Genomic DNA, 5,087 nt, shown 5'->3' on the forward strand with positions numbered 1-5,087 from the left:
CTGGGCGGCCGAGACCGGCGAGTCGATGCGGGCGTTCTTCGGGTTGAAGGTCTTCAGGTAGCTGATGATGAAGGACTGGCGCTTGGGCGTCGTCGGCTCCTGGATGAAGGTCTGCGGCATGCGCGCGCCCTCGCCGCCGGGGCCGGCGTTGTCGATGAAGTTGGCCATCGACAGCGTCCACGAGCCGATCATCGGCACCTTCCAGCCCAGCTTGGTCATGCCATTGGCGATCTGCGCCAGCTCCGGGCCAATCGCGTAGGTCAGCACCACCTCGGCGCCAGCTTCCTTGGCCTTGAGCAACTGCGGGGTCATGTCCACATCCTTGATGTTGAACTTCTCCACCGCCACCGCCTTGATGCCCTTGAGTTCGAGCGCCTTCTCCAGGTCGGTGCGGCCGAGCTGGCCGTAGTTGGTCGAGTCGGCCAGGATGGCAACCTTCTTGAAACCGCGGCGGGCAACAGCCTCCTCCACGATCATCGGCGCCTGGATGCTGTCGTGCGCGGCGTTGCGGAAGATGTAGTTCTCGGGCTGGTCGTCGAACTGGTGCGTGACCAGCGAGCCGGTGGCGACGTTGTTCATCACCGGGATCTTGGCTTCCTGGTAGAAACGCTGCGAGGCGAGCGCCACGCCGGTGTTGATGTAGCCCACCGTGGCGGCGACCTTCTCCTTGCTGATCATTTCCTGGGCGATCTGCACGCCGCGTTCGTTCTTGGCCTCGTCGTCGCGCTCGACCAGCAGCAACTGGCGGCCCAGCACGCCACCGGCCTTGTTGATCTCGTCGGTGGCCAGCCGCACCCCGTCGCGCATGCTCACGCCCATCGACGACGAGCCGCCCGTGAACGGGCCGGACACGCCGATCTTGATCGGCTCGGCCGCATGGGCCAGGGACAGCGCGCTGGCCAGGGCCAGGGTGGTGAAGGCGACGCGGAAGGTCTGGGCAGCGGTGTTCATGGGGCGGTCTCCGGAGGTGAGGCGACGTGGGGCAAGGTGAAAATCCAGTGCCGCAGTGTGGCTGCCGCCCGCTCGCCTCGCTACCGTCTCACTACGCACACCAAGCTAGCGGCTTTACGCACACGTAAACCCACCCCGCACAAACCCTGTCCGGTATCACCCGGATCGCCCGGCGTGCTCCACCGCGTACTTGATCAGCTCCGCCTGCCCCGCCAGATTGAGCTTGCGGCGGATGCTCTGGCGGTGGGACTCGACGGTGCGCACGCTCAGGTCGAGCGCGCTGGCGATGACCTTGCTCGGGTGGCCCTGGCCGAGGAAGGTCAGGATCTGCTGCTCGCGGTCGGAGAGCATCGGCCGGGCCTGCGGCGCACGGAACAGCGCCTGCGCGACCGAGGGACTGAGGTAGGTGCCGCCGCCATGCACCGTGCGGATCGCGCCGACGATCTCGGCCGAGCGCGAGTCCTTGAGCACGTAGCCGCGCGCACCAGCCTTCAGCGCACGCTGGGCGTGTTCCACCCCGTCGTGCATCGTCAGCATCAGCACGGCGCGCTCCGGGTTCTCGTCGATCAGGCGCGCCGCCAGCTCGATGCCGTTCTCGCCCCGCATCCCGATGTCCATCAGCACCACGTCCGGGTCGTGCTGGCGGGCACACGCCATCGCCTCGGCGCCATTGCCCGCCTCGGCGACCACGTCCAGGTCGTCCACCAGGCTGAACACGGCCTTCAACCCGTCGCGCACGACGGCGTGGTCGTCCACGATCAGCAGGCGGATGCGAGGTGTGGTCATGTCGGGCGGCGGTGGCAGGACCGCTGGGGGAAGTGGAAAGGGGGCGGGGCAACGCTAGGCGCTGGCAAAACGCAGGACCGCGGACTCCGGCACATCGGCCAGCACCACGGTGGCGCCGGGCCGGGACTGCACGCCAAGCTGCCCGTCGATCGAGTCCAGCCGCTCGCGCATGTTGCGCAGGCCAATGCCCCGGCTCGGGTGGTGCAGCACCGCGTTGGTGTCGAAACCGACGCCATTGTCCTGCACGCGCAGCAGCACCCCGCCCTTGGAAAACACCAGGGTCAGCACGACCTCCGACGCCTGCGCGTGCTTCTGGATGTTGGTCAGCGCCTCTTGCGTCACGCGGAACAGCACCGTCTTGATGTCGTCCGGCAGATCGAACGGCGCGCCTTCGACCACCACCGTGGCGTGCGTGCCCGAGTGCGCCCACATCTCGTCGGTCAACTGCCCCAGCGCCGCGCTCAGGCCCAGCGTGTCGAGCATGACCGGCCGCAACCGGTGCGACATGCCGCGCACCTCCGTCAGCGCCGCCGTGAGCCGGTCCACCGCCCGGCCGAGCGCGGCGCGGGTGACGGTTTCCTCGGGCGGCAGGCGGTCCATCGCGGCCTCGGTCAGCAGCTTGATCGAGACAAGGGTCTGGCTGGTGCCGTCGTGCAGCTCGCGGGAGAGGTGGGCGCGCTCGGCCTCCTGCGAGCCGACCACCTGGCGCGCCAGCAGGGTGAGCTTGGCATCGGCCATGCGCAACTCGTGCAGGCTCAGCCACAGCCCGCCGCCGAACACCAGCAGCAGCCCGCCACCCATGATCAGCCCGATCCAGCGCATCGTGGACGCCGTGCTCGCTGCCAGCGCCTGGTTCAGGTCGGCCACCACCCGGTCGATGTCATCGACGTACACCCCCGTGCCGAACCACCAGTTCCAGCGCGGCAGCGGCGTGACGTAGGCGATCTTGGGCGCGATGTCCTGGGTCGAGGGCTTGTTCCAGCGGTAGTCCACGAAGCCGCCACCGGTGCGGGCGAGGTCGCGCATGGCCTGGATCGGGTACTGGCCCTGCTCGTCCTTGAGCTTGAGCAGGTTGCGCCCGACGAGTCCCGGCTGGCGCGGGTGCATCAGGTTGACGCCGTCGAAGTCGTAGAGGAAGAAGTAGCCGTCGCTGCCGTAGTCGAGCGCGGCGAGCTGGCGCATGGCCTGCTGCTTGATCTCGTCGTCGTCGCGGCCGGTGTTGTAGAGCGGGCTGAGCGTGGACAAGGCCAGCGCCGCAAAATGGCGCAGGTCGGCGCGCGCGGACTCGATGTAGGCACGGCGAACCAGCGCCTCTTGCCGCTGTGCCAGCAACTGCTCTTGCTGGTACTGTGCCACTGCGATGAGACCGCCCGAGGCGATCAGCGGAATCATCGCGAGCAGCATGACCTTGAGCTTGAGCCGCATCGTCAGAACTCGCCCGCCGCACCCCGGTCCAGCATCGCCCGGATCGCGTCCCGCACCCGCCCCGTCTCGGCCCTCAGCTCCGCCGGCATGCGCCGCCCCATGCGCGTCATCATGTCCATGTTGAGTGTGTAGAGCCACAGTCCGTCGTTCCGCTCCATCACCGTGATGCGGCACGGCAGGTAGGCGGCCATCGCGGGCGAGAAATCGAGCATCCGGCGCGCCGTGGACGGGTTGCAGTAGCCGTAGACCTTGAGGAACTTCTGCGGCTGGCCGGTGCGGGCCTCCAACTCCTTCGACAGCGGCAGCTCGCCCACGGCGCGCAGGTTGTACTCGGCCGCGACGCTGGCGAACGCCTGCTCGATCTGCTCGACCGTCACGCCCGGCGCAGCGCGGCGCTCCCAGGTGGTCGCCGTGGCGATGTCGCCACCGCTGTCCACCCAGCGGTCCCACATCCGGACGGCCTCGGTGCCGGCGCCGGACTCCAGGTTCGCCGCGGTGCGCAGCGTGCTGCAGCCGCCGAGTGCGGCGGCCAGCCAGAGCGCCGTGCCTGTGGCCGTGGCCAGCCGTGTCCAGCGTGCCATGGCATCAGACCTCTGCCGTGGCGCCGGTGATCCAGTGCTGCAACTGGGCCGGCGCGCTCTCGTCCATCGCGAGCTGCTCGCGCCGGCACAGGTTGATCAGGTTGCCCACCAGGCGGTAGGACAGCGTGGGCACGTCGTCCTCGCCCCGCCCGAACTCGTGGCCGCACAGCAGCAGCCCGCGCAGCACCCAGTTCACCGACTCGCGGCTGACATCGTGGCCCGCCTCGCGCAACTGGTCGCGCACGCGCTTGCCGGTGTCGTTGAGCTGGAAAGGCTGGGCGGCGACATCGGCGGCCACCGCCTCGAACAGCGCCCGGAAGTCGCGCGGCGACAGCAGCGGCACGCCGGTGGTGTCATGCACCTGCCGGATCAGTGCCAGCGCGGGCAGCTCGATCCCCCAGTCGGAGGCATCGAAGCCACTGCGCACGGGTGTCGGTGCGCGCAGCACATGGCGCGCAGGGTCGTAGAGGTGGCCGCCCGAGGCGCTCCAGTCCAGCAGCAGCGGCGCCAGAGCCAGCGAGTCGAGGAAGCGCCGGAAACCGCCGTGCCCCAGCCAGTCCGGCGACAAGCCCGGATACTCGTGCATCAGCCGCGAAGCCAGCCGCGCGCACGGCACCGGCAGGTCGGCGCGCTGCACCTCGGCCCGGATGCGCTCGACCAGCGCCTCGGTGTTCGGCAGCAGGGCCGCCATCGGAGCGCACGCGATGGACAAGGCGGGCGGGGCGGCTGACACCACCGGCGGTTCGGCGGACGTGGTCATCGGCAGCGGCGGCTCCTCCATCTCGCGCACGCTGACGCCCATGCCCAGCGCATCGCGCACGAACAGGTCGGTGTCGATCAGCAGGTCCGCCGACGCCCGGTAGGCCGCCGACGGGAAGCCCACCGCCAGCACCGTCGTGCGCCGGTCCCAGCGCCGCAGCTTGCGCAGCACGGGGGTGAAGTCCGCGTCGGCCGAGAACACGATGAACTCGTCGTAATGCACCTGGTGCTGCAGCAAGTCCACCATGTCGAGCACCATGTGGATGTCGGTGCTGGTCTTGCCCTCGCTGGTCATGGCGGGGCAATCGACGATCTCGAAGCCGCCGTGGTTGAACGAGGGGCGGAACCGCTGGTAGACCTGCGGATTGAGGTAGACGCGGCGCACCAGCAGGCGGCGGCGGGCATCGGCGGGCACACCCTCCGGCAGCGCCAAGTCCTTGATCAGCCACTGCACCCACTCCAGCGGGTGGCGGCCGAACCGCTCGGCGACCATCGGATCGAGCTTGCGCAGGCCCGAATACACATTGTCGAAATCCACGAAAAGGGCCGACTTCATCCAGTTGTCCAGTCGCTGTTGTTCTGCAT

Annotated in this window: 5 protein-coding genes; all 5 read right to left on the reverse strand. The window is 69.0% G+C overall.

What is annotated here, in order from left to right; translation table 11 throughout:
* A partial coding sequence (locus QZW52_RS18465; RefSeq protein ID WP_294001454.1) for an ABC transporter substrate-binding protein occupies positions 1-951 on the reverse strand: 951 nt, incomplete at its 3' end.
* A gap of 156 nt (positions 952-1,107) precedes the next feature.
* On the reverse strand, positions 1,108-1,737 hold the full coding sequence (locus QZW52_RS18470; RefSeq protein ID WP_294001457.1) for a response regulator transcription factor: 630 nt from the start codon (positions 1,735-1,737) through the stop codon (positions 1,108-1,110).
* 54 nt (positions 1,738-1,791) lie between these two features.
* Positions 1,792-3,162, reverse strand: coding sequence for a cache domain-containing protein (locus QZW52_RS18475; RefSeq protein WP_294001459.1), 1,371 nt, complete (start codon positions 3,160-3,162; stop codon positions 1,792-1,794).
* 2 nt (positions 3,163-3,164) lie between these two features.
* Positions 3,165-3,743, reverse strand: a complete 579-nt coding sequence (locus tag QZW52_RS18480) for a DUF302 domain-containing protein (protein WP_294001462.1) — start codon at positions 3,741-3,743, stop codon at positions 3,165-3,167.
* Between the two features lie 4 nt (positions 3,744-3,747).
* Positions 3,748-5,087, reverse strand: a 1,340-nt coding sequence (locus QZW52_RS18485; RefSeq protein WP_363227043.1) for an NYN domain-containing protein, incomplete at its 5' end; no start/stop codon positions are given.

It is taken from the genome of Sphaerotilus sp., from assembly GCF_013299175.1.
Lineage (GTDB): Bacteria > Pseudomonadota > Gammaproteobacteria > Burkholderiales > Burkholderiaceae_C > Sphaerotilus.

Coding starts and splice junctions, on each gene's coding strand:
- QZW52_RS18475 (WP_294001459.1), bottom strand. CDS start 3,162: ATGCGGCTCAAGCTCAAGGTCATGCTGCTCGCGATGATTCCGCTGATC.
- QZW52_RS18480 (WP_294001462.1), bottom strand. CDS start 3,743: ATGGCACGCTGGACACGGCTGGCCACGGCCACAGGCACGGCGCTCTGG.
- QZW52_RS18470 (WP_294001457.1), bottom strand. CDS start 1,737: ATGACCACACCTCGCATCCGCCTGCTGATCGTGGACGACCACGCCGTC.